Below are 26777 nucleotides of genomic sequence, written 5' to 3'. Positions count from 1 at the left end.
GGAGCTTATTTTTTTTTTAACTATACTTATTATCGTTTAATCCTCTTGCTTCTTCAGGGCTTTGAAGCTTAGTTGCCCCAGGGTAATGTAACGCCTGGTCACGGTCTGATTCAACTTTTCCACTTGCTTTTAACTTTTTTTCTTGTCGATCCTTTCCCATTTCTCCACACCTCCTACTATTAACATGATTTTCTTGCCTAAAGATTATTCATTGGAAGTATGAAACTACATAAAGAATACCGATAATGGAAATAGTAGGAGGTGTGTGATAATGGAAGGTTCATTGTTTTATTGGATACTTTGGTTGTTTTGGGTTTCCGTAACATTTTTTATGAACAAGCAAAATCCTGTTCGTGCAAAATTAGCCGCTTGTATTTTAGTAATCATTATTCTTTCAAATGTGCATTTTACGGTTGAGCGTTTTCAGTTTTTTGCAAGTGGATTATTTTTGTTGCTATTATCTTATATTATTTTAAGTAAGAAAAAGTTGGGTTCATTGCTATATGCCTATATTTGTTCATTTATTGTAACCATTTCATACGTTACCTTTAACTTATTTGTCATTTTTGACCCAGTCTGGGTGGTGTTTCAAAAGGAATGGATGATGGGATTTTGCTTAAGCTGCCTGGCGATTATTTTGCAAAAGTCATTAAAAGACAGATTGTTGATTATTGTTAGCGGCACCATGCAAGGAGAGATACTCTATGCTTTTTACCTAAGTAAATTTGAATTTACCTACCCAATTGGGGCAATCGCTTACCTAGATGTCTCTGCTTTAACCATTTTGCTGTTGGTAAGCTGGAGCGCTCTAGAAAATGCCGGTACATTCTTTCAAAATCATTTTCATTTTTTGGAAAAGGGAAAGCAAAAATCATCTTAATAATTTTTGTCTTTAAGAGTTGTCCAGTTTCAGGCGCCATCGGCTCGATGGTCTACAGCCAATCCGTCAAGAAGGTTAAAGGGCAACCTTCCTTCGGGCTCGTCTTACGCTTGTCGCCGAAGGGCAGGCGCCTTACGCTTTTAAACTTTACCATTGCAGGAAAGGATTCACATTGCTAAAATAATATGGTTAGACCCTTCTTTTGGATAGAAGGGTTTCTTTATCATTAGTACGCAATTGCTTAATTATATAATTGAGTTTCTCTGCTTTAACGATAAAATAACAAAATATTGATAAATATATGGATAGAAAGGATGGCGATTATAATGGTAAAACCTGTTATAGCCATTGTAGGGCGACCGAATGTAGGGAAATCGACCATTTTCAACAGAATTGTTGGAGAGAGGATTTCTATCGTTGAGGATATCCCTGGAGTAACGCGTGATCGAATTTATAGCTCTGGGGAATGGTTGACACATGATTTTAATGTAATTGATACGGGTGGGATTGATATCGGGGATGAACCTTTTCTCGAGCAAATTCGCCAGCAGGCTGAAGTAGCTATTGACGAAGCAGATGTTATCATTTTTCTAACAAATGGCAGAGAAGGAGTTACAGCTGCAGACGAAGAGGTAGCAAAGATTTTATATAAATCCAAAAAACCTATCGTATTAGCCGTTAACAAAATTGATAATCCTGAAATGCGTGAACAAATCTATGATTTTTATTCATTAGGTTTTGGAGAACCTATACCAGTATCAGGTTCTCATGGACTTGGATTGGGAGACCTTCTCGATGAGGCTGCCAAACATTTTCCAAAGGATAAGGGTCAGGATTATGATGCAGATGTCATTAAATTTTCACTAATTGGCCGGCCAAATGTTGGGAAGTCATCATTAGTGAATGCAATTCTGGGAGAAGACCGTGTTATTGTAAGTGATATTGCGGGAACAACCAGAGATGCTGTGGATTCACCTTATACGTATAATGGCGATAAGTATGTCATTATTGATACGGCTGGAATGAGGAAAAAAGGAAAAGTCTATGAGAGTACCGAAAAATATAGTGTACTCCGTGCCTTAAGGGCAATAGAACGGTCTGATGTTGTTCTAGTTGTCATTAATGCAGAAGAAGGAATCATCGAACAGGATAAGAAAATTGCCGGATATGCACATGAAGCTGGAAGGGCAATAGTTATTGTGGTCAACAAATGGGATGCTGTTGAAAAAGATGAAAAAACAATGAAGGAACTTGAACAGAAAATTAGAGAGCATTTTCTCTACTTAAGTTATGCTCCGATTGTTTTCTTGTCTGCAAAGACGAAAAAACGTATTCATACACTTTTACCAATGATTAATACAGCTAGTGAAAACCATTCAATGCGTGTCGAAACAAGTGTATTAAATGATATAATTATGGATGCGGTAGCCATGAATCCAACACCAACGGATAAAGGTCGTCGATTAAAGATTTATTACACCACACAAGTAGCTGTTAAACCGCCAACCTTTGTTGTTTTTGTTAACGAACCAGAATTAATGCATTTCTCTTATGAGCGCTTCTTAGAAAATCGAATTCGTGAAGCTTTTGGATTCGAGGGAACCCCGATAAAAATTTATGCCAGAGAAAGAAAATAATTTTACGGTGGGAGTGATTTAAATGCAGGAAAATAAGGAAGCTATAGCTGTTATTGGTGCTGGCAGCTGGGGAACGGCTCTTGCGATGGTCCTTGCAGACAATGGACATGAAGTCCGACTGTGGAGCCATAATGATTCCCAAGTTAAAGAAATAAATCAATACCATATGAATAATAAATACTTGCCAGAAATACAACTGCCAGAATTAATTGTCGGTTATGCGTCATTATGCGATGCATTGGCTGGAATAAAAACAGTTATTTTAGCGGTCCCGACGAAAGCAATCCGCGAAGTACTTGGGAAAGTACGCACTGTTCAAAACTCACCTTTGACCATTGCACATGTTAGTAAGGGGATTGAGCCTGATTCCCTTTTGAGAATATCAGAACTGATTAAAGAAGAGATGCCAAGGGAGCTTTTAAAAGCTGTTGTTGTCCTCTCGGGTCCAAGCCATGCCGAGGAAGTCAGCAGGAGGCACCCAACCACTGTAACGGTTTCATCTGAGGATATGAGTGCCGCAGAAGAGGTACAAGATTTGTTTATAAACCATAATTTTCGGGTTTATACGAATCCAGATGTTATTGGAGTTGAAATCGGCGGCGCATTAAAGAATATCATTGCCTTGGCTGCCGGAATAACGGACGGGCTGGGGTATGGTGATAATGCAAAAGCTGCATTAATTACAAGAGGTTTAGCGGAAATAGCTCGCTTGGGAACCAAAATGGGGGCTAACCCATTGACGTTTTCTGGATTAGCAGGAATAGGTGATTTAATTGTAACCTGTACAAGCGTCCATTCAAGGAACTGGAGAGCTGGAAACCTACTTGGTAAAGGGAATAACCTTGAAGAGGTTCTAGATAACATGGGAATGGTTGTAGAGGGTGTAAGAACAACGAAAGCTGCCTATCAGCTTGCCCAAAAGTATAACGTCAGTATGCCGATTACTTGTGCCCTTTACGATGTATTATTTAATGGTAAAAACGCAAAAGATGCGGTGGATGTATTAATGGCCCGTGGTAAAACCCATGAAATGGAAGACCTGGTGAATATTCTCGAGGAAAGAGACCTTGAAGAATAAAAATTGTGCAATTTTCACTGAAAAATAGGCATTCATTGAGTGCGTTTCCCCTCATGGTTGCATACAATGCAAGCGAAGCACACGTGTAGTATGAACCGAATTAATGGGTTGTTTAGTCACTAAGACTGAAGTAAGGAATTCGCCCCTCTTTACTTCAGTTTTTTTGTTTTTGATATGGTTGTGTTGATTTGTGCTCCACTAAGGAAAGCTTCTTTGAAAAATCACCGCAGAGACAGGCGGTCTTTGCCTGTCACGAGGCACTTCGCTTTCCGCAGGCGGTACGGGGAGCCTGTCTAGCCCCTCGAGTCGCTTCGGTCCCAACGTTGAAGTCAAAGAATGACTTCATCGTCAGGCTCTCCAGCGCTTGTCGGGGCTGTACAAGGCGCTTCCGCTTTTCCTACTCCTCGACGCTAAAGCGTCTGCGGGGTCTCCCCTGCCCCGTCCTCCTGCAGGACATTGATTTACTTCCTCGAATCTGCCCACGCACGAAGAAAATGCGATAGCATTTTCGAGGAGTCTCGTGCCTTCCGCACAAATCAACACGCTATATGAACAAATTCTTTCTTCACAGCAAAAAAATCAAAAATTTTCATGAAAACATCTTCCTTATGGTATAATAGCTTTCGGAATAAGGGGGTGTCCTAATGTCACTAGGTATGCTGAAAATGTGGATATCAATTGCGGGGATGGGTCTTATGTTCCTGGCGATTTTAACAATATATCTAAGTCGTTATAAGTTAAAAGGTATTCTAAAGGTTTTAACTGCCGTCTTAGCTTACATTTTTTTATTAATTTCAGGTATTACATTATTTGTTGTCCTTTTTACATAATTCAAAAAAACAGGTGATTGTATGAATTGGAAAGTCATTTGCACGTTACTAATCTTTACCACTTTGATGTTATCAGGATGCATGTATCCCACTGAGAAGTTAGCGGAGAATCAAATCCCTTATACCGACCAAATCCAAGCAGTTCAACAAGCTGTGAACTCCTTTAAGGAGGATAATGGGGGGATTCTGCCGATAAAAACAAGAGATGCAGTGACTCCAATCTATCAAAAATATCCGATAGATTTTAAAAAAATCGCTCCCAAGTACCTTGCAGAGCCCCCAGGGAATGCCTTTGAAAGTGGCGGGATCTTTCAATATGTGCTTGTAGATGTTGAAACCAATCCAACTGTAAAACTGTTAGACTTAAGGATGGTTGATACGATTCGTGATATAAAACTGAGGATTAAATCCAATGGATATCCGCCATATAAAGACAAACTTGCTGAAAATGTGTATACGATTGATTTTAATGAATTAGGTTATAAGCAGGAGCCATATGCTATTAGCCCATTTTCTAATCAAAATCTCCCACTTGTGGTCACAACAGATGCTGAAGTCTATGTCGATTACCGGCAGGATTTATTCCAGCAGCTAAAAAAAGCGGTAAAGCCGGTAAAACCAGGTGAGGATATACGGAATATTCTTGTGGAAGATTCCATGTTTGTTCCTGCCTATTCTTTGCCTTACACAATTGATGAGAATAATGAGCCGGTTTTTTTAAAGCAATAAGAATGTCAAATAGTCATAACCCTTCACCTGCGAAATATATTGTAGGAGTAGGGTTTTTTTTTTGACAAAAAAGGATCTCTTGTACGTTGCCTCGGAAACCCTCATTCGTTCAACTGTTCAGACACAACAGATACGGGCATATTCATGGAATATTTATTTAAGGGGGTAAAAAATTTATAAAAAAGTGTCATAACAATATAGGACAACGTCATAAGTATATATTGTCCAAAAATATCTTGATGGATAATATTATCCCACTTTACTCTATGATCGGGAGGGGATCACTTGGAAAAGGTTGATATTTTCAAAGATATTGCCGAAAGAACTGGCGGTGATATTTATTTAGGAGTAGTAGGTGCTGTTCGAACAGGAAAATCCACATTTATTAAAAAATTTATGGAGCTTGTGGTTTTACCGAATATAGACAATGAGGCAGAAAGATCAAGAACTGTCGATGAACTTCCTCAGAGTGCAGCAGGGAAAACAATTATGACAACAGAGCCAAAGTTCGTTCCGAATCAAGCGGCAACTGTTCATGTTGATGAGGGTCTTAATGTAAATATTAGATTAGTTGATTGTGTTGGCTACACTGTTCCGGGTGCAAAAGGATATGAGGATGAAAATGGCCCTAGAATGATTACTACCCCATGGTACGAGGAACCTATTCCGTTCCATGAAGCTGCTGAAATTGGAACACGAAAAGTGATTCAAGAGCATTCTACAATTGGCGTAGTGGTTACTACTGATGGGACAATTGGTGAAATTCCAAGAAGCAATTACATTGAAGCTGAGGAAAGAGTCATTAACGAACTGAAGGAAGTTGGCAAACCGTTTATTATGGTTGTCAATAGCGCCCAGCCATATCATCCTAGCACTGAGACGCTTAGGTCTAGCTTAGCGGAAAAGTATGACATTCCTGTCCTCGCAATGAGTGTTGAAAGCATGCGTGACAGTGATGTACTCAATGTTCTCAGAGAGGCTCTATATGAGTTTCCAGTCCTTGAGGTTAATGTTAATCTGCCTAGCTGGGTCATGGTATTGAGAGAAAATCACTGGCTGCGTGAAAGTTATCAAGAAGCTGTTAAAGAAACAGTTAAAGATATCAAGAGATTAAGAGATGTTGATCGTGTCGTGCAGCAGTTTAGCGATTTTGATTATATTGAGAGAGCTGGGTTAGCCGGGATTGAAATGGGTCAAGGTGTGGCAGAAATTGATTTATTTGCTCCAGACGAACTTTACGATGATATTTTAAAAGAAATTGTAGGGGTTGAAATCAGGGGTAAAGATCATCTTCTTGAGCTCATGCAGGATTTTGCATATGCAAAAGCAGAGTATGACCATATTTCTGACGCATTAAGAATGGTCAAACAAACTGGCTACGGTATTGCGTCGCCGTCACTTTCAGATATGAGCCTGGAAGAACCTGAAATTATCCGCCAGGGTGCAAGGTTTGGAGTTAGGCTGCGAGCGGTGGCCCCATCGATCCATATGATAAAGGTCGATGTTGAATCTGAGTTCGCTCCGATTATTGGGACAGAAAAGCAAAGTGAAGAGTTAGTTCGCTACCTAATGCAGGACTTCGAGGATGATCCATTATCCATCTGGAACTCTGATATATTTGGACGTTCGTTAAGCTCTATCGTTAGGGAGGGTATCCAAGCCAAGCTTTCCTTAATGCCAGAGAATGCAAGATATAAACTAAAAGAGACGTTAGAGAGAATTATTAACGAAGGATCAGGCGGTTTGATTGCAATAATCCTTTAGGCTTGAAGACTCCAATTGGAGTCTTTTTTCTTTTTGGCTGTGTTAAAGGAGACTGTTGATTTTGGAACCTGTTGATTGGAGCGGAAGGAGCTTGACTCCTACGGGATAAACGAGCTGAGTGAGACCCTGCAGGAGCGAAGCTGTAAGGAGGCTCACGGGCGAGCCCGCGGAAAGCATAGCGCCTGGAGCGCAAATCAACAGCCAAGTTTAACACAGCCTTCTTTTTTACAAAAATCTACACCCAAAATTACAAAATTTAGTAGAAATTTGTAGAAATGAAGAAAAGATTACCATTATTTCATGAATTATTCTTGATAAGCGTAAATGATTGTGATAATCTTTTATCAGACTTACGTTTGGTGCTTAAAACCTTTATATAATAGGGTTTTTATTAAAAAAGTAGATTAAAATATCAAAAGCAGTAATTTTTGATTACTTTTCCAATAAAACCGCGCTATGACGTATAGAAATAAGAAAAATTGTTTAGAAATGTAGATAAGTAATCTTATTTATGATTCTTAACTTATAATTATTGGGAGGAGGTGAATAGCATGAACAAGACAGAACTAATTAACGCAGTTGCAGAAGCAAGCGAGCTTTCTAAAAAAGACGCTACAAAAGCAGTTGATGCTGTTTTTGATGCAATTCTAGATGCTTTGAAAAATGGTGATAAAGTCCAACTAATCGGTTTTGGAAACTTTGAAGTACGCGAACGCGCAGCACGTAAAGGACGTAATCCTCAAACTGGTGAGGAAATCGAAATTGGTGCAAGCAAAGTTCCTGCTTTCAAACCAGGTAAAGCGCTTAAAGATGCAGTAAAATAATTACATAAATTTATTGCCTCGGCAAAAAGGTCATGGTAACCACCATGACCTTTTTTCTGTGGTATTCTTACTTTGAACATCAATTTTGTTGTGCTAATATGTATTTGTCATATATACTTGGTTGATATATAGTAGGGGGAATATGCATGTCTGAAGTGAATCGTACCCAAATTGAAGAGGCAGTACGTTTAATATTAACAGCGATTGGTGAAGATCCGAGCAGGGAAGGCTTGCTTGATACTCCGAAACGAGTAGCAAAAATGTACGAAGAGGTTTTTAGTGGTCTTAATGAAGATCCGAAAAAACATTTCGAGACCGTATTTAGTGAAGACCATGAAGAATTAGTTCTAGTGAAGGATATCCCGTTCTATTCTATGTGTGAACACCATCTAGTACCTTTCTTTGGAAAAGCACATGTTGCCTATATTCCAAAAGATGGACGTGTGACAGGGTTAAGCAAATTGGCAAGGGCAGTAGAGGCAGTCGCTAAAAGACCTCAGCTGCAAGAGAGAATCACTTCTACCATTGCTAATAGTTTGATGGAGAAATTAGCTCCACATGGAGTAATGGTTGTTGTTGAGGCAGAACATATGTGTATGACAATGCGCGGGGTGAAAAAACCAGGATCAAAAACAGTAACAACTGCAGTACGTGGCAATCTTGCAAATGATACTATTGCTCGTTCTGAAATTTTATCTTTAATTAAGAGTTAGTGGGGTGATACTATGGAAAAACGACAACCACAAAGCAGCGAGTTTGTTGTTATCAAAGCAGTTGATGATGGTGTCAATGTTATTGGATTAACGAGAGGCAGTGACACGAAATTTCATCATTCTGAAAAGCTGGATAAAGGCGAAGTACTTATTGCTCAATTCACCGAACATACATCAGCAATAAAGATTAGGGGAAATGCAAAAATAATGACGCAATTTGGCGAAATTGAAAGCGAAATGAAAAAATAATCACTCATTCGTTTTTCATTCTAAATTCATATCGGTAGAAATGTATTTATTTTGAGAATTTCTGCCCATACATAAGCTTTTATGATATAATTGTCACTGCCTTGTTTACATAAAAGGATCGTAATAAATATATTAATTCGGGGAAGCAAGGGTGATTAATTTGCCAGACATTCGACAAAATTTTACAGACATTAAGGAGCAAGTTGAGCAAAAAGTATTTCATCCTTACTTGCTAAAATATATTGAGAAGCCTGTAATTGATGAAGATAAACTGCTTATTCTTGTGTCCATTATGGATCGACTCGAATTGTCTTACAATGAGTTAAAAAATTATACGATGACAACTATGCTTATCCAGATTGCCCTTGATACCCATGAGCATATATCTAATGCAAATGTGGATGAAAAAAACAGACAATTAACGGTCCTAGCTGGGGATTATTATAGTGGTTTATATTATAAACTATTGGCAGATTCTGAAAATATTATCATGATAAAAGAACTCTCCAAAGGGATAAAAGAGGTTAATGAACATAAAGTTTCCGTCTATCAGAAGGAACTTAACGGAATTGACAACTTAATGACAAGTATAAAGAAAATTGAAAGCTCTTTACTTGTGAAATTCTCTGAATGTTTTAAATTAGACTTATGGAATGAATTTATAGCGAACTTATTTTTTTTCAAACGCTTGCTTGAAGAGAAGAACCTTTTTATGGAAGCTAGAAGCAGCTATGTGTTTGAATATATGAAAGATATTACCATTCCAAATAAACACCTTAAAATAAAAAATCTCTCAGATAAACAGCAAAGTGATTTGCTTGTAATTTGTGATCGATATCTTGATTCTTCAAAACAATTCCTACTAAAAGGGATAAGTCAGCTGCCATATTTAAATGATATGCTTGAAGCTAGAATTACTTCGATCATTAATGAACATCAACCAATTGCGAAAACTTTAGTGGAAGAAGGGTAAGCAAATGCAGCAATCTAAGGAACAACGAGTTCATAAGGTCTTTGAGAAAATATCTGATAACTATGATAAAATGAACTCGGTTATTAGTTTTCAGCAGCACATCAAATGGCGTAAGGATACCATGAGAAGGATGAATGTCAAACCAGGTTCGAAAGCGCTGGATGTATGTTGTGGAACAGGGGACTGGACGATTGCTTTAGCTGAAGCTGTTGGTCCTTCCGGTGAAGTGACTGGATTGGACTTTAGTCAAAATATGTTAAATGTTGGGGTTGAAAAGGTAAAAAGACTCGGTCTAAAGCAGGTTAACTTAATTCATGGTAATGCAATGGAATTGCCTTTCCCTGATAATAGCTTTCATTATGTAACGATAGGATTTGGGTTACGAAATGTTCCTGATTACCTTCAAGTGTTAAAGGAAATGAATCGTGTTTTAAAACCAGGAGGAATTGCGGTTTGTCTTGAAACCTCCCAGCCTACTTTAGTAGGGTATAAACAGCTATATTATTTTTATTTTAAATTTATCATGCCTATGTTTGGCAAGTTATTTGCAAAGAGCTATAAAGAATATTCCTGGCTCCAAGAATCGGCCCGCAATTTTCCGGGAATGAAAGAATTGGCTAGAATGTTTGAGACAGCTGGCTTTAAAGATGTATATTATAAGCCGTATAGTGGTGGAGCTGCAGCCGTTCATTTCGGATATAAAAAGTAAATTTTTTAATAGACATGCAAACAGGACGAAAAGCTGGTGAATACAAATGAAATTAAAGATGATGTATTCATTTTTGAATTCAGATATAAATACAATCGAAAGAAAATTAGAAGAGACCATTCAGGCGGATTCTCTTCTTTTGAAACGGGCTTCTTTGCATACCCTTCAGGCAGGAGGTAAAAGAATTCGGCCTGTTTTTGTTTTATTGGCTGGTAAGTTCGGTCAGTATGATATTAATATTATGAAAAACGTTGCTGTTGCTCTAGAGCTTATACACATGGCTTCATTGGTACATGATGACGTCATTGACGATGCGGATTTGCGAAGAGGTCAGCCAACAGTAAAGGCAAAATGGGACAACAAGACTGCCATGTATACGGGTGATTTTATTTTTGCACTTTCACTTGAATTGATGAGTGAAATAAACAAGCCCTTAGCTCATAAAATATTAGCCAATACCATTGTTGAGGTAACAATAGGTGAAATTCAACAAATAAAGGATAAGTACCGTTTTAATCAAAATCTCAGGGACTATTTGCGCCGGATCAAAAGGAAGACAGCTCTGCTCATTTCTGCAAGTTGTCAGCTTGGTGCTATTGCTGCGGATGTTGAAGAGTCCACTCATAAAAAACTGTACCTATTTGGTTATTACGTTGGAATGGCATTTCAAATTACAGACGATATCTTGGATTTTACTTCCTCAGAAGAGGAGCTGGGAAAACCTGCAGGCAGTGACCTGCTTCAAGGGAATATTACAGCTCCCGCTCTCTATGCAATGGAGAATGAGAACATTCGCAGGGAGATTGAAAAGGTTCACGAGGATATGGAGCCTGCTCAAATTCAAAAAATCATCACACTTATTAAAGAGTCCGGTGCAATTGAAAAGTCGATTGCATTAAGCGATTTGTACTTAGATAAAGCATTAGCAGTACTTGAAGAGCTGCCAGCTAATCGAGCCAAAAAAACACTGCGTGATATCGCAAAATTCATCGGTCGCCGAAAATATTAAAAACAAAAGGAGCTAATCTGTGATTAGCTCCATAGTTTTTAATGCCTAATTCTACGTATTTTCGCCTTTTTATTCGTGACCTCCCCAAAAAAAGTTGGTGTCAGAGTCACTATTGCTCTTAAGAGTGACCGCGTTCGCTCTTATTATCAGTTGACAGTCTCTCAATGCTCTTAAGAGTGACCGCGTCATCCCTTTTTAGGAGATTACGCGTTCTCATCGCAACGCTTCTGCTTTTCTGACTTGCGAAATATTCAAAAAAATGATAACATTTTCAATGGATTGTCCCACTATGACAATTATTATTTTATACATACTATTTTAGGAGTGGAATTCATGGAAAAAACATTTTTAATGGTGAAGCCTGATGGTGTACAACGTAATTTAATCGGAGAAATCGTTGCTCGTTTTGAAAAAAAGGGTTTCCAATTAGTTGGCGCTAAATTAATGAGCATTCCGACTGAACTTGCACAAGAGCACTATGGTGAGCATAAAGAACGTCCATTCTTTGGTGAATTAGTAGACTTCATTACATCTGGACCAGTATTTGCTATGGTTTGGCAAGGTGAAAATGTTATTGCTACTGCACGTCAAATGATGGGGTCAACAAATCCGAAAGATGCAGCTCCAGGTACAATCCGTGGCGAATTTGGATTAACAGTTGGAAAAAATGTTATTCACGGTTCAGATTCACCTGCAAGTGCAGAGCGTGAAATTGGGTTGTTTTTTAAAGATGGCGGCGTTGTAGAGTACTCTAAACTAGTTAACGAATGGATTTACTAATTTAGATATAAAAGGCACTTGTATGCATATACAGGTGCCTTTTTTGTATGCGCATACAAAAAAAGATTAAAATAAATCAGAAACAATAGTGTACAAAAAGGTTAACTGTCATTATCATTAAGTAAATAATCATCTATCTATTTATGCTATTTTCAGATAATTATACTAGGTTTATTATTCTAATTATGGTATATTGATAAAAATCCTTTAATGAGTTGAAGGGGGAAAGTGAAATGGGAATGAGATATATAACAGCTGGAGAATCACACGGTCCGCAATTAACAACAATTATAGAAGGACTGCCTGCTGGAATGCCATTATTAGCTGAGGATATTAATACAGAGCTTGCAAGGCGGCAGCAGGGATACGGGCGCGGTAGACGAATGCAAATAGAAAAGGATACCGTTGAAATCACATCTGGAGTACGACATGGTGAAACACTTGGATCTCCAGTTGCTCTAGTAGTAAAGAATAATGACTGGAAGCATTGGACGAAAATTATGGGAGCAGACCCATTATTAGATGGACAAGAGGATGAAGTAAAACGAAAAATAACTCGTCCAAGACCTGGGCATGCAGATTTAAATGGAGCAATAAAATACGGGCATCGAGATATGAGAAATGTCCTTGAGCGGTCTTCAGCAAGAGAAACCACTGTTAGGGTAGCAGCTGGTGCAGTTGCTAAGAAACTTTTATCGCTAGTTGGTGTTACACTTGTTTCCCATGTAGTTGAAATTGGCGGGATTAAGGCCAAACCGATTACAGAATTATCAATTGAAGAGATAAAGGAAAGAACTGAGCTTTCATCTGTACGCTGTGCAGACCCTAGTGTAGAACAGGAAATGATGGATGCAATTGACAATGCTAAGAAGAATGGTGATTCCATTGGCGGAGTTGTTGAAGTCATTGCTTCGGGTATGCCTGCAGGAATAGGAAGCTATGTGCAATATGATAGAAAATTAGATGCAAAGCTCGCAGCAGCGATAATAAGTATAAATGCGTTTAAAGGAGTAGAGTTTGGAATTGGCTTTGAAGCTGCAAGAAAGCCTGGAAGCGAAGTGCATGATGAGATTGTTTGGGATCAAGAAAATGGTTATACGCGAAAGACGAACCGTTTAGGTGGTTTTGAAGGCGGTATGACCACAGGGATGCCAATTGTTGTCCGCGGAGTAATGAAGCCAATTCCAACGCTATATAAGCCGCTCATGAGTGTGGACATCGATACAAAGGAGCCATTTTCTGCAAGTGTAGAGCGTTCTGACAGCTGTGCTGTTCCTGCGGCAGCAGTAGTGGCAGAAAATGTGGTAGCATGGGAGCTTGCTAATTCTCTTATTGAACAATTTTATAGTGATCGATTCGAGACATTTGCTGCTGAAATTAACACTCAGCGTGAATATGCGAGGGAATTTTAATGGAGACCATTGAAATTCAAACGAGTTCCAAAAGCTATAATGTGTTTGTGGGCGAAGGCGTAATAAGTGAAATAAGTACCTTTTTTAAGAATCATTTTACAAATCTGACTAGAATATTAATTATTACAGATGAAACAGTTGGCAGGATTCATCTTGATAAAGTATTACCGTTCTTGACTGAATGGAATCCTGTTGTTTTTACTGCTCCCAGTGGGGAAAAGGCAAAAACGTTTGAAGTCTTTTATGACGCATTATCCGTGGCTTTAGAAAACAGACTAGATCGTAAATCGGCCATCCTCGCTTTTGGCGGTGGTGCAGTAGGTGACTTATCTGGTTTTGTTGCTTCAGCGTTTATGAGAGGAATACCATTTATCCAAGTTCCAACTACCATCCTTGCTCATGATAGTGCAGTTGGTGGAAAGGTAGCTATTAATCATCCTCTAGGAAAAAATATGATTGGGGCTTTTCATCAGCCTGAGGCTGTTTTTTATGATTTGGAATTACTCCATACACTGCCTGAGCAGGAAATTCGTTCTGGTTTTGCAGAGGTTATTAAGCATGCACTTATATACGATGCTAGCTTTTATCAATGGTTGAAATCAGATATCCATAATCTTAATTCTTTAACCTCTGAACAATTATTTAAATCTCTTACAAAAGGGATTCAAATAAAAAATGAATTTGTGTCAAAGGATGAAAAAGAGACGGGTATTCGAGCTTACTTAAATTTTGGCCATACACTAGGTCATGCAATTGAATCAGAGATGGGCTACGGTAATTTCACACATGGTGAAGCTGTAATGATTGGTATGATTTTTGCGTTAAAGATAAGTAAAGAGGTTTCAGGGCTATCCTTTAATTCAGAAGAGTTTATTACTTGGGTTAAAGGACTAGGGTACCAAACAGAAATACCAGCTCATTTATCCGTTGAGCGGTTGCTGTCAAAAATGAAGCAGGATAAAAAGTCTGCAGGCGGTTCAGTAAAGTTTGTATTGTTAGAGCAAATAGGGGAACCAAAACTTCAGGAGCTTTCAGATGATTTTCTATTAGGTCAGCTCAAGAACTTTTAATAACTAGGGGGGCTTTTCATGATTAGAGGGGTGAGGGGAGCAATCACCGTTGATTGCAATACCGAGGAAGTAATCGTATCTGCAACAGAAGAGCTTGTGAAACAGTTGATTGAGGGAAATAATATTCTTCCTGAGCAAGTAGCTTCTGTTTTTATTTCAACAACAGAGGACTTAGATGCAGTTTTTCCAGCAAGAGCACTGCGTAAATTTGCTGGCTGGACCTACGTCCCTGTTATGTGCATGAGAGAATTGCCTGTGCCAAATTCTTTGGAAATGTGCGTTAGAGTTATGATGCATGTAAATACGGCAGTAACACAGGAAGAAATTGTGCATGTTTATTTAGGGGGGGCAAAGGTATTAAGACCTGATTTAGGTAATACCATAGCTAAATAGACAGCATTATAATATATCATCTTAAGGATGGGGTGGAGATAAATGAGATGGAAAAAGCAGTTATTAACACTGACTCCATATCAGCCAGGCAAATCAATTGAGTCAGTTAAAAAACAATATAATTTAGAACGGATTGTAAAGCTAGCCTCAAATGAAAATCCATTTGGGTGTTCAAATAAAGTACTTTCTGCATTAAAAAACAATCAACCAGACTTTGCTATTTACCCCGATGGCTACATGACCACTTTAAGGGAATCCGTAGCTTCTTTTTTAAATGTAAGTCAAGATGAACTAATATTTGGGAATGGTTCGGATAACATTATCCAAATTATTTCAAGGTCATTATTACATCCAGGAGCCAATACGGTAATGGCGACCCCCTCTTTTTCTCAATACAAGCATAATGCTGTGATTGAAGGAGCAGAGATTAGGGAAATCCCATTACTCAATGGAGAGCATGACTTAGAGCAAATGTATGCTGCCATTGATGGAAATACCAATGTTGTCTGGGTTTGCAGCCCTAATAATCCAACTGGTACATATGTATCAAAAAATAAATTAATTGCCTTTTTAGATCAAGTTCCATCTCATGTTTTAGTGGTGTTGGATGAGGCTTATTATGAATACGTAGTTGCTGATGATTACTATAATTCAATTGAATTAACACGAAATTATCCAAATTTAATTGTGTTACGAACATTTTCTAAAATATACGGGCTTGCTTCATTGAGAGTTGGCTATGGTATTGCCAACAGGTCTATTATTCAAGCACTCGAACCTGCAAGAGAACCGTTCAATGTTAATTCATTTGGACAAGTGGCGGCACAAGCTGCTCTTTTGGATCAAGAGTTTGTCGAAGATTGCAAAGAGAAAAATAGACAAGGTTTGACTAAATTTTATGATTTCTGCAAAAAACACGAACTTGATTATTATCCTTCTCAAACTAATTTTGTTTTAATAGATATAAATGCCGATGCCAATCAAGGGTTTCAATTTTTATTAGAAAAAGGCTATATCGTCAGATCTGGGAAAGCATTAGGATTCCCTTCTTCATTAAGAATTACTGTTGGTTCTTCAGAACAAAATGAAGGTGTATTAAAAGCACTAGGTGAATTTTTAACACAACAAAATACAGCTAAGCTCAGTGGAAAATAGGGGGACTACCAATGAAAGGCCGAGTTTTTGTTATTGGGCTTGGGTTAATTGGCGGTTCTTTAGCTTTATGTATTAAGAAAGAACATAAAGATGCTATCATAATCGGATATGATATTAATCAAGAACAAGCAAGGCTAGCTAAAATGCTGGGTGTTGTTGATGAAGTGGCTGATCATATAGCAGAAGGTGCCGCATCTGCAGATTTAATTATTATTTCCGCACCAGTAATCGAAACGGAAGCGATTATTCACGTATTGTCAGAGCAATCGTTAAATCCAGAAGTAATCATTACTGACACCGGAAGTACAAAAAGTAAAATTGTTGCTAATGCTGCAAGCCTAATGAAAAAAGGATACACCTTTATTGGTGGTCATCCGATGGCTGGCTCACATAAAAGTGGTGTGTCGGCTGCAAAAGAAATTCTTTTTGAGAATGCCTTTTATCTACTAACACCAGAGGAAAATATTGAAAACTCAAAAGTGGAAATGTTGATGGCATGGCTGAATGGCACAAATGCGAAATTTTTAAGTGTCACACCGGAAACCCATGATTATTTAACAGGAATCGTCAGCCATTTCCCTCATATCATTGCAGCCTCTATCGTTCGTCAAACGGAGAGGTTAGCTGGTGGAGAGAGTCTTATTCCTCGTTTAGCAGCAGGAGGATTTAGAGATATTACTAGGATTGCATCAAGCAGCCCAGCAATGTGGAAGGATATTTTACTGCATAATCGTGAAGTCCTGATAGGGTTGATAGAACAGTGGAAAGAAGAAATGAATTGGGTGAAGGACTTACTTGAGGAAGAAAATGGTGAGGAGATATTTCGCTATTTTCAGCAGGCTAAGCAATACCGGGACGGCCTGCCGGTAAGAGAAAAGGGAGCGATTCCTTCATTTTATGATCTATTTGTTGACGTTCCGGATTATCCTGGTGTTGTTTCTGAAGTTACTGGATACTTAGCAAAAGAAAATATTAGTATTACAAACATTCGTATTTTGGAAACTCGAGAAGATGAAATATACGGAGTACTAGTTATTAGTTTTCAAACAGAAGAGGACCGTGCGCGGGCGGAAAAGTGTATTCATAGCTGCTCAAGCTACGCTACCTCAATTGGAACATAATTTGATTTGAATATAGGTGATGAAATGGAATTAATAGCATTGCAGTCAACTAGGAATGGTTTAAAGGGAGTTATTGAAATACCTGGAGATAAATCAATTTCACATCGTTCTGTTATGTTTGGTTCAATTGCACATGGTGTAACAAGGGTGACGAATTTTCTGCCCGGCGATGACTGTTTAAGTACCATCTCCTGCTTCCGAAAGTTAGGAGTCGTAATTGAAGAAAATGAAAATGAATTAACCATTCATGGAAACGGATTTGACGGTTTAAAGGAACCTAATGAGATATTGGATGTTGGAAATTCTGGAACAACCATACGATTATTATTAGGAATTTTAGCAGGAAGACCATTCTACTCTTCACTCATTGGAGATGCCTCAATTGGCAAAAGACCTATGACAAGAGTAACGGAGCCGCTTAGAACAATGGGTGCGCAAATTGATGGCCGTAAGAATGGAGAATTTACTCCTCTTAGTATTCGAGGTGGGGATTTAAATCCGATTCACTATAATATGCCTGTTGCTAGTGCTCAGGTGAAATCTGCGTTAATACTTGCTGGTCTTCAAGCCGGGGGAGAAACAATCATAATCGAAAAAACTGAATCGCGCGATCATACGGAAAGAATGATTCGGAAATTTGGTGGTGAAGTCGGGAAGGATAACCGTACAATTACGGTAAAAGGGTGTCAAAAGTTGATTGCTTCTGATATTCTGGTTCCTGGAGATATTTCTTCGGCAGCGTTTTTCCTAGTTGCCGGTGCGATTGTTCCTGATAGTGAAATTGTCCTAAAGAATGTAGGATTAAATCCTACTAGAACGGGTATCATCGAGATCATGAATCAAATGGGTGCAAATTTAGAAATTCATAACCATGATGAAGATGCCTTTGAACCGGTTGGAAATATTACGATTAAAACATCAAGTCTAAAAGGAACAGTCATTGAAGGTGATGTAATCCCAAGACTAATTGATGAAATCCCAATCATTGCCTTATTAGCAACACAAGCGGAAGGTACCACAATTATTAAAGATGCATCTGAGCTTAAAGTTAAAGAAACGAATCGAATTGATACAGTTGTGCAAGAATTATCGAAAATGGGTGCTTCAATAGAAGCTACTGACGATGGAATGATTATTCATGGCGGAACCTCTCTTAGAGGCGGAACCGTATCAAGTCATGGTGACCATAGAATCGGAATGATGCTTGCGATTGCTTCACTGCTATGTAAGGACGAAGTTCAGCTTGAAAACCCAGAGGCCATTTCGGTTTCTTACCCTAACTTTTTCAATCATCTAAATAGCTTAAAAAAATAAAGCTGCCGTTTGTGCGGCTTTTTTTCTGTCATAGTTTTTAAGATTGGCTCATAGCTTGTCTTAAGAACTTTAAAGCTAGGAAGGGGTGGTAGGATGGAGTATATTATTGAAAATGCCAATATTCTTAAGGAAACGGAAATTACAAAATCATCGCTGTTGATAAAAGGAAACCACATAGCTGCAAAATTTGCTGAAATTCATTATAAGAAATTAATGAAAATGAATGCAGAACCTTTTATTATGACCCCATCTTACGTACTTTTAGATCCAAGTATCCCTCTAAATGCTTCCTTTCAGGAATTTCGGAAATATATGATTGAGAATTTCCTTTTGAAAGGGTGTACCACCTTACTTACCTATATTACGATTTCTTACGAAAGTGAATTAACAAAAAAAATAAATGAAGCCAAAACGGCACTTATGAGCAGTCCAATTGATTTCCTTATTAGTGTGAAAATTCCTCTTCGCCTTTTAACTCCCTCCTTCATTAGGAAGTGTAAGAGAGAAAGAGTACCTGCGATTTTTTTAGAAGTTGATAATCTCAGTGAATTAATTAATATTCCTTGGGGCTGGATTAGGGAGGCTCTCTTCCCGTATAATTGCCCGCTTGTTCCAATAATTTCTAATGAAGGAAAGAAGGAAGCAAGAGGTGCTGTGTCGAAATGGAAAGGAATAATGGAAAATGAAAAAATTCCTGCAATATATGAGGAATTAAAAGAGAAGCAACCATTATCACTTCAAATATTAAACAAAATGGGTTTGTATCCACTAAAGGCAAGCTTACTGCATGGAGCAGAAGTAAGCTATAATTTATATATTAAAGCTAGAGAAATCATGAATGTTGATGAAGCGGCTTTATTTCTTTATCATAGTAATAGACTTGTAGTGACAGTAAACAAGGGAATAGTAATACGAGCTGGGGAAGAGGTTTTATTTAAACCAGGATATGGAGAATATGTTAGGGTGCGTACCCCGTCATATTTTGCATTATAGTCAATCAAGGGAACCGAGAGGATAGAGATCATGGACAGAATAAATAAAATTATCTCAATGTTGGAAAGCGGTCAACATATTGAAGCTATAAATGAATATAATGTTGTATTAACCAAAGGTCAGCCCGATGAAAAATTCATCCTTGCAGAAGAAATGTTCCAGTTTGGGTTCTTAGATGAATCAAAGGCGCTAGTCGAAAATCTTTTGGCAATCTATCCAGAAGAGGGAGAACTCCTCGTCTTGCTAGGTGAAATATTAGTGGAGTCTGGGGATGAGGAACAAGCAATTCTAGAATTAGAAAAAATCTCCGAACACGACCCCAGCTTTGGACAATCTCTCTTGCTTTTAGCAGACTTATATCAAGTTCAAGGATTATTTGAGGTATGTGAAAGAAAATTGCAGAAAGCTAAAGATATCTTGCCAGATGAGGTTATCATTGATTTCGCATTAGGTGAACTCTACAGTGAACAAGGAGAAGTAACGAAGGCATTGAAATCCTATGAAACAGTTTTGAAGGAGTATCACGAAATTGCAGGTGTAAGCATTTTTCAAAGAATGGCAGAGCTTCTCAGTGCCTCAGGGGAATTTGAAGAAGCGCTAGCCTATTATGACAAAGCAATTGATGAAAAATTAGAGATTAATACGCTATTTGGATATGCCTTTACAGCACTTCAAGCAGGATATAATCGTACTTCAATTGAGAAATTTCAAGAATTAAAAGGGCTTGACCCAGAATACCATTCCCTGTACTTACATCTAGCGAAGGCGTACGAACGGGAAGAAGAACTTGAAAATAGTCTAACGGCGATTCAAGAAGGCATTAAGCAGGATGAATTTAATAAAGATTTATATTTCTTTGGTGGTAAAATTGCCATTAAACTTGCAAAACCAGAGTTAGCTGAACAGTATTTCCGTGAGGCACTTGCATTAGATCCAGGATTCACAGAAGCAGCTCTAACTCTAAATAAGCTCTTTTTTCAGCAGGAAAGGTATGGAGCGGTAATTGATTTAATCTCACAGCTGGATTTTGTAGATGATGAGGAACCCCAGCTTCTTTGGGACTCAGCCCTTGCATATGATAAGTTAGAGGAATATTCCAATGCATTAGACAAATATGAAAGTGCATATACTTTTTTTAAGAATAATGAAGCTTTTTTGAACGATTACGGTTATTTTCTAATTGAGGAAGGAAAAACCGACCTTGCTGCCGAAATTTTTAAACAGTTACAAAAAGGTGATCCTACAAATGGAGAATATGCTGATTTGCTTGACCGTCTATTAAGTAGAGAGAATTAATAAAAAGCTGAATATACAGAGGAGGGAAACTATATATGGCAACCCCTGTTTCTGTCAACGAGAAAAAGGACTTTATTCGTTGGTTTTTAAATCATTATCAATTAAAAAGAAGAGAGTGTGTTTGGATTCTTAATTATTTAATGAGTCACGACCAATTAATGGAGAAGGTTCATTTTGTAGAGCAAGCACAGTATTGTCCTCGCGGTTTAATCATGTCAACCCACTGCGTTGATAAAGTACCATTTCGCTTTTATAAAGAAAATGTTATGACCACTGATGCTGAAAAATCCTTTCATGATATTCGGTTAAATCGTGACGAAGATATTTTTATTCAATTAAACTTTCATGCTTCTAATCAAGCGCATCAATATGCAGCCGTGTTAGAAGAAAACCCATTTGTACCAAAGCACCTGCAAGTTAATGAAAAAGACGGTATCGTAGCAGAACAATTTTTACAAAACAGCATTGAGCGGTTTCAACGGGAGAAGTTGCTTCAATTAATTGATGAAGCACTTGATAAGCAGGATAAAACAGCTTTTAGTGCATTAACTGAAAAGCTAAATCAACTAAAAGAAACTGAGAAAAACGGAAGCCTGCGATAAGCAGGCTTCCGTTTTTGATATTACAGAATCTTTTCCCGATTTTCGTTTTATGTTTTTTTGGAAAAAGTGATATGATAGAAGTAATGATGTGAAAAGGGCTGGTGTCATAAATGAAGTGGGTTTCAAAGGATATAGAAACATATTTAACTGCAAAAGAATACGTGGATACAGCTGTCATTCCCGTAATCTCGGTTTCATTTGGGGATGAAATGATGCAATCAGCCTCAAGTGCTGAATTTATTACGTTACTTACGAGTTACTTAGAAAGACAATTTACTGGAAGACTATTGTTACTTCCACCTTTTACATACTTGAAGAGTGATCATCCAGAAGACATAATTCAGCAGATGAAGAAATGGGAAGAAAATATTGAGAAGAATGAATTTAAGCATATTTTCTACATAACTTCAGAGAGTGATTGGAAAATATATGAGAAGGAGCTTATCGGTTCATTAATTTGGCTTCCGTCTCTGCCGCTTGAGCATTTGAACGATCAACAAAAGATTTCAATGATTGAGAGTCAAGTGAAGCAGCTGTTAAGTCTTTTTACTCAAAAATGGCAGGAAAATTAATAATTCTTTTCTGAATAACATGTTTTTAAAATAGTATGATATTGACCTAGGAAAAAGTTTGATATATCATTGTTATGTCCTAGTTTTATATGTGTTTAATTTATGTCCGATGGACTTAACTTGTGAATAGAGGGGGGATAAGCATGAGTAAGCATCGCGTATCAAGAAGACAATTTTTAACCTACACTTTGACTGGTGTTGGGGGATTTATGGCAGCAGGAATGTTAATGCCAATGGTTCGTTTTGCAATTGATCCAGTATTAACGGCGGAAGCTGGTGGAGATTTTATTGCAACTCCATTGAAAATTAAAGACATCACTGCAGAACCACAACGAGTTGATTTCACGTTTGAGCAAAAGGATGCTTGGTATACTTCAGACGTTACAAATACAGCCTGGGTTTATAAGGATGAACAGGATAACATAGTTGCCCTATCTCCAGTATGTAAACACTTAGGCTGTACAGTGGCATGGGGTACGGATAAAGCACATCCAGAACAATTCTTCTGTCCTTGTCACTTTGGACGATATACAAAGGATGGTACAAACGTTAAGGGTACTCCACCAATTGCACCGCTGGATGTATATCCATTGCAAGAAAAAGACGGTTTACTTTATTTAGGTAAAGCTGAACCACGTACAAAGGAGGCGTAATCATTGTTAAACAAAATTTACGATTGGGTAGATGAACGTTTAGATATTACGCCTTTGTGGCGCGATATCGCAGATCATGAGGTACCTGAGCATGTCAATCCAGCGCATCACTTTTCTGCGTTTGTATACTGCTTTGGCGGTATGACATTCTTTGTTACTGTTATTCAAATTTTATCTGGTATGTTCTTAACGATGTATTATGTACCGGATATTAAAAACGCGTGGGAGTCTGTATTCTACCTTCAAAACCAGGTAGCTTTTGGACAAATCGTTCGCGGTATGCACCACTGGGGTGCTAGTTTAGTTATTGTAATGATGTTCTTACATACATTACGCGTTTTCTTCCAAGGCGCTTACAAAAAACCTCGTGAACTAAACTGGATTGTTGGGGTTCTTATTTTCTTCATCATGCTAGCTTTAGGTTTAACAGGTTATTTATTACCTTGGGATATGAAAGCGTTGTTTGCTACAAAAGTTACACTTCAAATTATTGAAGCAGTGCCGTTTATAGGTGTTCACCTGAAAACGTTACTGTCGGGTCATGAGACGATTGTCGGTGCTCAAACCTTAACTCGTTTCTTTGCGATTCACGTGTTCTTCTTACCTGCTGCTTTATTTGGCTTATTAGCAGCTCATTTCATGATGATTCGTAAACAGGGTATTTCTGGACCACTATAATACTCATAAAGTGATTTTGATCTTTTAATAATCTTAATTTACGAATAAAGGAGGGGGATTGTTCGATGCATCGCGGTAAAGGAATGAAATTCGTTGGTGACTCACGTGTATTGGCACCTGAGGCCCGTACGAAAAAGAATATTCCAAAAGATTACTCAGAATACCCTGGTAAAACAGAGGCATTTTGGCCTAACTTCCTTTTGAAAGAATGGTTAGTAGGTGCAGTATTTCTTGTTGGGATTTTATGTTTAACAGTTGCACATCCTAGTCCACTTGAAAGGATTGCGGATCCATCAGATACAGGATATGTTCCAATGCCAGACTGGTATTTCTTATTCTTATACCAATTGCTAAAGTATGAATATGCAGCTGGACCTTATACAGTAGTTGGTGCAATGGTTATCCCTGGACTAGCTTTTGGAGCATTATTATTAGCTCCATTCTTAGATCGCGGACCAGAACGCCGTCCAAGCAAACGCCCATTAGCAACTGGATTTATGTTGTTGGCAATAGCAGCTATTACATTTTTAACTTGGCAGTCTGCTTCTACCCATGATTGGGAAGCAGCGAAAGAATATGGAAAAATCGTAGCAACCGCTGACATTGACAAGACATCTGAAGAATACAAAATTGCTTCAGATAATACTTGTTTATCTTGTCACGGTGATGCCTTCCAGGGTGGAGCAGCTGCACCATCTTTAGTTGATATTGGATTATCTGCTGATGAAATTGCAAAAATTGCAAAAGAAGGTAAAGGAAGTATGCCTCCTGGAGTTTTCAAAGGTGACGACGAACAGCTTAAAAAGCTTTCTGAATACATCGCAAACTTAGGAAAATAATAAATGATTAGTTAAAAGCTGACGGAATCTCGTCAGCTTTTATTATTAATGGCTGTGTTAAAGGCAAATGTTCATTTTGGCACTCTGTTGATTAGCGCGGAAGGCACGAGACTCCTGCGGGAGGACGGGGCAGGGGGAGACCCCGCAGGCGCTTTAGCGTCGAGGAGGCTCCTCGTACCGCTCTAAGGTGCGCGAAGTGCCTGGAGCGCAAATCAACAGAAAAACTAACACAGCCTAATCTTAAATTAGATGAAAAGAGGAAGAAAAGTGAAATGGATTTATCCCCTCTTAGCCAATAGATCATTTTTACTATTGTTGTTGATTATCAATATTGCCGGAACAGTCTACGGGTATGTGTGGTATGGCTGGCAATTAAAAGAAACTCCAGCTATTTTTCTTATATTTGTTCCTGACAGCCCGACTGCTAGTCTATTTTTTGTTTTTGTAGTCGCTGCTTTCCTGTTAAAAAAGAATTGGCCACTTATGGAAGCACTTGCTATCGTTACTTTATTTAAGTATGGAATATGGGCTGTAGTAATGAATCTTCTAGTCTTTTTCGCACAGGGAGAGCTAGATTGGATTGGCGTAATGTTAATTTTCTCTCATTTTGCCATGGCAGTTCAAGCAATTTTGTATTCTCCCTTTTATCGTTTTAAATGGTGGCACCTAATAGTCACAGCGATTTGGACACTACATAATGATGTTATTGACTACGTATTTTTTATGCTCCCTCGATATCACATGTTAAATGAGGTTACACCAGAAATTGGTTACTTTACTTTTTGGCTTTCGATTGTATCAGTAGGTATTGGCTATTATTTTGTTATACGCCCTAATCGATTTAAACTAGAACTAAAATAGTTAATTGATAGGATAAAAGATGGTCTAACCTTGTCCACCCTTTCATACATTTTATTAGTAATGATAGGGGGGACAAGGTTTGAAGTATAAATGGTTGCTAATATTTGTTATTTTCATTATGCTCACTCCCATGACGGTAAGTGCTCATCAGCACACACCGATAGAGAAGTTAGATAGTATCTCTGATGAAGCATTGCAAATGATTAAATTTCAGAGATATGAAGATGGCAAGAAGCTGCTAAGTTACTTTTCTGAGCAATTCACGGATATCTCCAATAAAGAACATTCTTTTTCGATGGATGAATTAAGAATTATTACCGTATCCCATGATGAGGCAATGGAAGCTGCAGCCAGCTCAAATATGGATTATGAGGAAAGGGTCCAAAAGCTTACGAAGTTTCGTCTCGTTGTGGACGCGATTGCTTCAAGTCATCAACCGCTATGGACAGAGATGAAGAATCAGATTATGACCGCCTTCCAGGAAGCTAGAATTGCTGCCAGCACCGGTGATACTGAACATTTCCACTCTAATTTTAATACGTTTATGTCCTTATACAATGTTATTTATCCAAGTATGAAAATTGATGTCTCTGCAGAAAATATTCAAAAGATAGATGCTCGTATCAATTTCATTGATGAATACCGTTCAGAGGTTGTTAGTAATGTAAAAAGCCAAGAAGAATTAGAAGGTCTTGAAATGGATTTAAAGAATCTATTTGATAATATGGATGAGGATGAGGCAGATCCATCTTTATGGTGGGTTATCATTTCAACAGGCAGTATTATCATTCTAAATTTATCTTATGTTGGCTGGAGAAAATATCAGGGTGAAAAAGAAGTAAAGAAGAACCGTTCCAGAGTTCATAAGGATTAAACTTATTCTATGAACTTTCACCAAGAATAATGTCATCGCTAGAAAACTGGAGGTTCAACATGGGATTCTTAGTTTATTTTCTTATCATTATGTTAGTACCCCTATGGGCCCAATTTAGAGTTAAGGGTACTTTTGTTAAATATTCTCGTGTACCAAATTCAACCTATCGTACAGGGGCAGAAATTGCTAGGGAAGTTTTAAATGCAAACGGCCTTTTTAATGTTGGCGTTGAAGAGGGAAGGGGATTTTTAAGTGACCATTACGATCCAAGGACAAAAACAGTAAGGTTATCACCGGAAAACTATCGTGGTCATTCAATAGCCGCTACTGCTATCGCTGCCCATGAATGTGGACATGCAATACAGGATGCACAACGATACGCCTTTTTACGTTTTCGTCATGCTTTAGTTCCAGTAGCGAATATTGGCTCAAACTTTTCGTGGGTACTTGTGTTAATTGGTATCTTTTTTCAAATGAGTGGACTGTTGTTAATAGGAATCGTTTTTATGGCAGCGGCAGTTCTGTTTCAGGTTATCACATTACCAGTTGAATTTAATGCCTCCAACCGAGCGATGGACCAAGTAGTTTCTCTAGGTCTAATACGCAATATGGAAGAGCGTAGCGCACGTAAGGTATTGAATGCAGCGGCTTTGACATACGTTGCTGCAGCAGCAGTTGCTGTTTTGGAATTATTTAGGCTGGTTCTTATATTTACAGGTATGAATAGAAGTAATGAATAAAAAGCAATGTCCGGAAAATGGACATTGCT

The 26777-nt window shown here is 38.1% G+C and carries 30 protein-coding genes; 29 read left to right on the top strand and 1 reads right to left on the bottom strand.

All coding sequences use genetic code 11. The annotated features are described in order from the left end of the window. Positions 1-16: 16 nt before the first annotated feature. Positions 17-160, bottom strand: coding sequence for a YpzI family protein (locus QNH48_RS21540; protein ID WP_095247280.1), 144 nt, complete (start codon positions 158-160; stop codon positions 17-19). Between the two features lie 111 nt (positions 161-271). Here QNH48_RS21540 and QNH48_RS21535 point away from each other — a divergent pair, with 111 nt between their 5' ends. From QNH48_RS21535 to QNH48_RS21395, 29 genes are all read left to right on the top strand, one after another. After that, positions 272-880 (top strand): YphA family membrane protein, encoded by a 609-nt coding sequence (locus tag QNH48_RS21535; RefSeq protein WP_283951944.1) that lies wholly within the window; start codon positions 272-274, stop codon positions 878-880. A gap of 326 nt (positions 881-1206) precedes the next feature. Beyond that, on the top strand, positions 1207-2517 hold the full coding sequence (gene der, locus QNH48_RS21530) for a ribosome biogenesis GTPase Der (protein WP_095247282.1): 1311 nt from the start codon (positions 1207-1209) through the stop codon (positions 2515-2517). Between the two features lie 22 nt (positions 2518-2539). Then, a complete protein-coding gene (locus tag QNH48_RS21525; protein ID WP_283951943.1) occupies positions 2540-3595 on the top strand; it encodes an NAD(P)H-dependent glycerol-3-phosphate dehydrogenase in 1056 nt (351 codons plus the stop codon). Positions 3596-4239: 644 nt separating this feature from the next. After that, on the top strand, positions 4240-4425 hold the full coding sequence (locus QNH48_RS21520) for a DUF2768 domain-containing protein (RefSeq protein WP_095247284.1): 186 nt from the start codon (positions 4240-4242) through the stop codon (positions 4423-4425). Positions 4426-4446: 21 nt separating this feature from the next. Next, positions 4447-5154 carry a YphF family lipoprotein gene (locus QNH48_RS21515; protein ID WP_283951942.1) on the top strand — a complete coding sequence of 236 codons (708 nt, stop codon included), beginning with the start codon at positions 4447-4449 and terminating at the stop codon, positions 5152-5154. 285 nt (positions 5155-5439) lie between these two features. After that, on the top strand, positions 5440-6918 hold the full coding sequence (gene spoIVA, locus QNH48_RS21510; RefSeq protein ID WP_283951941.1) for a stage IV sporulation protein A: 1479 nt from the start codon (positions 5440-5442) through the stop codon (positions 6916-6918). Positions 6919-7469: 551 nt separating this feature from the next. Next, on the top strand, positions 7470-7742 hold the full coding sequence (gene hbs, locus QNH48_RS21505; RefSeq protein WP_066060959.1) for a non-specific DNA-binding protein Hbs: 273 nt from the start codon (positions 7470-7472) through the stop codon (positions 7740-7742). A 146-nt stretch (positions 7743-7888) separates the two neighbouring features. Next, the gene (gene folE, locus QNH48_RS21500; RefSeq protein WP_133367205.1) at positions 7889-8455 is read left to right on the top strand and encodes a GTP cyclohydrolase I FolE; all 567 of its coding nucleotides are present in this window, start codon (positions 7889-7891) and stop codon (positions 8453-8455) included. 12 nt (positions 8456-8467) lie between these two features. Then, a complete protein-coding gene (gene mtrB, locus QNH48_RS21495) occupies positions 8468-8704 on the top strand; it encodes a trp RNA-binding attenuation protein MtrB (protein ID WP_095247287.1) in 237 nt (78 codons plus the stop codon). Between the two features lie 151 nt (positions 8705-8855). Beyond that, entirely contained in the window at positions 8856-9677 is an 822-nt protein-coding gene (locus QNH48_RS21490; RefSeq protein WP_283951940.1) for a heptaprenyl diphosphate synthase component 1, read from the top strand. A gap of 4 nt (positions 9678-9681) precedes the next feature. Beyond that, entirely contained in the window at positions 9682-10386 is a 705-nt protein-coding gene (locus QNH48_RS21485) for a demethylmenaquinone methyltransferase (RefSeq protein WP_283951939.1), read from the top strand. 46 nt (positions 10387-10432) lie between these two features. Next, complete coding sequence (gene hepT, locus QNH48_RS21480; RefSeq protein ID WP_283951938.1) at positions 10433-11395, top strand: heptaprenyl diphosphate synthase component II; 963 nt, start codon at positions 10433-10435, stop codon at positions 11393-11395. 333 nt (positions 11396-11728) lie between these two features. Then, complete coding sequence (ndk, locus tag QNH48_RS21475; protein WP_095247290.1) at positions 11729-12175, top strand: nucleoside-diphosphate kinase; 447 nt, start codon at positions 11729-11731, stop codon at positions 12173-12175. Between the two features lie 239 nt (positions 12176-12414). Next, positions 12415-13587: a chorismate synthase gene (gene aroC, locus QNH48_RS21470; RefSeq protein ID WP_283955847.1), complete on the top strand. Its 1173-nt coding sequence runs from the start codon at positions 12415-12417 to the stop codon at positions 13585-13587. After that, a complete protein-coding gene (gene aroB, locus QNH48_RS21465) occupies positions 13587-14657 on the top strand; it encodes a 3-dehydroquinate synthase (RefSeq protein WP_283951937.1) in 1071 nt (356 codons plus the stop codon). The genes aroC and aroB overlap by 1 nt, the downstream gene beginning before the upstream one ends. 18 nt (positions 14658-14675) lie before the next feature. Then, positions 14676-15050: a chorismate mutase gene (gene aroH / locus QNH48_RS21460; protein ID WP_283951936.1), complete on the top strand. Its 375-nt coding sequence runs from the start codon at positions 14676-14678 to the stop codon at positions 15048-15050. A gap of 42 nt (positions 15051-15092) precedes the next feature. Next, a complete protein-coding gene (gene hisC, locus QNH48_RS21455; protein WP_283951935.1) occupies positions 15093-16205 on the top strand; it encodes a histidinol-phosphate transaminase in 1113 nt (370 codons plus the stop codon). 11 nt (positions 16206-16216) lie between these two features. Next, the gene (locus QNH48_RS21450) at positions 16217-17326 is read left to right on the top strand and encodes a prephenate dehydrogenase (RefSeq protein WP_283951934.1); all 1110 of its coding nucleotides are present in this window, start codon (positions 16217-16219) and stop codon (positions 17324-17326) included. A gap of 24 nt (positions 17327-17350) precedes the next feature. Beyond that, positions 17351-18640: a 3-phosphoshikimate 1-carboxyvinyltransferase gene (gene aroA, locus QNH48_RS21445; RefSeq protein WP_283951933.1), complete on the top strand. Its 1290-nt coding sequence runs from the start codon at positions 17351-17353 to the stop codon at positions 18638-18640. Between the two features lie 93 nt (positions 18641-18733). Next, a complete protein-coding gene (locus tag QNH48_RS21440; protein ID WP_283951932.1) occupies positions 18734-19633 on the top strand; it encodes a hypothetical protein in 900 nt (299 codons plus the stop codon). 30 nt (positions 19634-19663) lie between these two features. Further along, positions 19664-20929, top strand: a complete 1266-nt coding sequence (locus tag QNH48_RS21435) for a tetratricopeptide repeat protein (RefSeq protein WP_283951931.1) — start codon at positions 19664-19666, stop codon at positions 20927-20929. 35 nt (positions 20930-20964) lie between these two features. Beyond that, positions 20965-21531 (top strand): ReoY family proteolytic degradation factor, encoded by a 567-nt coding sequence (locus QNH48_RS21430; protein WP_095247298.1) that lies wholly within the window; start codon positions 20965-20967, stop codon positions 21529-21531. A 110-nt stretch (positions 21532-21641) separates the two neighbouring features. Next, positions 21642-22103 carry a YpiF family protein gene (locus QNH48_RS21425; protein WP_283951930.1) on the top strand — a complete coding sequence of 154 codons (462 nt, stop codon included), beginning with the start codon at positions 21642-21644 and terminating at the stop codon, positions 22101-22103. A 137-nt stretch (positions 22104-22240) separates the two neighbouring features. Continuing rightward, positions 22241-22756, top strand: a complete 516-nt coding sequence (locus QNH48_RS21420; protein WP_142300923.1) for a QcrA and Rieske domain-containing protein — start codon at positions 22241-22243, stop codon at positions 22754-22756. Positions 22757-22759: 3 nt separating this feature from the next. After that, the gene (qcrB, locus tag QNH48_RS21415) at positions 22760-23434 is read left to right on the top strand and encodes a menaquinol-cytochrome c reductase cytochrome b subunit (protein WP_095247301.1); all 675 of its coding nucleotides are present in this window, start codon (positions 22760-22762) and stop codon (positions 23432-23434) included. A gap of 65 nt (positions 23435-23499) precedes the next feature. Then, a complete protein-coding gene (locus QNH48_RS21410) occupies positions 23500-24273 on the top strand; it encodes a menaquinol-cytochrome c reductase cytochrome b/c subunit (RefSeq protein ID WP_095247302.1) in 774 nt (257 codons plus the stop codon). A gap of 267 nt (positions 24274-24540) precedes the next feature. Beyond that, on the top strand, positions 24541-25134 hold the full coding sequence (lhaT, locus tag QNH48_RS21405) for a lipoprotein heptaprenylglyceryl N-acetyltransferase LhaT (RefSeq protein ID WP_133367194.1): 594 nt from the start codon (positions 24541-24543) through the stop codon (positions 25132-25134). Between the two features lie 79 nt (positions 25135-25213). Next, on the top strand, positions 25214-26008 hold the full coding sequence (gene ypjB, locus QNH48_RS21400; protein ID WP_283951929.1) for a sporulation protein YpjB: 795 nt from the start codon (positions 25214-25216) through the stop codon (positions 26006-26008). 59 nt (positions 26009-26067) lie between these two features. Further along, positions 26068-26748, top strand: coding sequence for a zinc metallopeptidase (locus QNH48_RS21395; RefSeq protein ID WP_283951928.1), 681 nt, complete (start codon positions 26068-26070; stop codon positions 26746-26748). Positions 26749-26777 lie beyond the last annotated feature (29 nt).

Origin of the sequence: Neobacillus sp. YX16 (genome assembly GCF_030123505.1) — a bacterium.
Taxonomy (GTDB): Bacteria; Bacillota; Bacilli; order Bacillales; family Cytobacillaceae; genus Neobacillus.
The sequence above is the reverse complement of the archived record's forward strand: the minus strand, read 5'-3'. Positions and strand labels throughout refer to the sequence as shown.